This window comes from Massilia sp. DD77, from assembly GCF_036961685.1.
Classification (GTDB): Bacteria; Pseudomonadota; Gammaproteobacteria; order Burkholderiales; family Burkholderiaceae_D; genus Telluria.
The window spans coordinates 1-621 of sequence record NZ_JBAMDH010000090.1; the positions used below are offsets into that span (position 1 = coordinate 1).

General features: G+C 68.8%; 1 protein-coding gene. It reads left to right on the forward strand.

Going from position 1 to position 621, the window contains the following annotated elements; all coding sequences use genetic code 11:
• Positions 1-621: IS1595 family transposase (locus V7778_RS25080; protein ID WP_442920761.1), on the forward strand; the 621-nt coding region annotated here is incomplete at both ends.

Sequence of the window (621 nt, forward strand, 5' to 3'; positions counted from 1 at the left end):
GCGGCAGCTTTCCCTACTGACCAGGCGCCAGCGTCTCCAACTGATGGATGCCTTGCGGCCGGCGGTCGGGTTGGACCAGGTGTGCGAGGAGATTGCATGCGCGGCGCCGGATCCTTGCTGTCCTTCATGTCAGGCGCAGCGTTCCTATCGGCACGGTCACAGCCGGGGACTGCAGCGTTACCGCTGCCGCGCTTGCGGCAGGACCTTCACGGCCCTGAGCGGCACGCCCTTGTCGCGGCTGCGCCACCGCGCGAAGTGGCTCGACTACCTCGGCAACATGCTCGACGCCAAGAGCGTTCGGGCCAGCGCCAAGGCGGTCGAGGTGCACCGCAACACCAGCTTCCGCTGGCGCCACCGTTTTCTCGCGCTCGTCAAACACGACCGCCCGGAGCGCCTGGCAGGCATTGCCGAGGCCGACGAACTCTTCCTATTGGAGTCGCAAAAGGGCTCGCGCAAGCTCGACCGGCCGGCGCGACGCCGGGGCGGCGTGGCTGCAACCCGCGGCATCTCCCGCGAGCACGTGTGCGTGCTGGTCGCGCGCGACCGCACCGGCGGCACCCACGACTTCATCACCGGACGCGGCGCCCTCACCAAGGATCAATTGCACCGGCACCTGTTGCC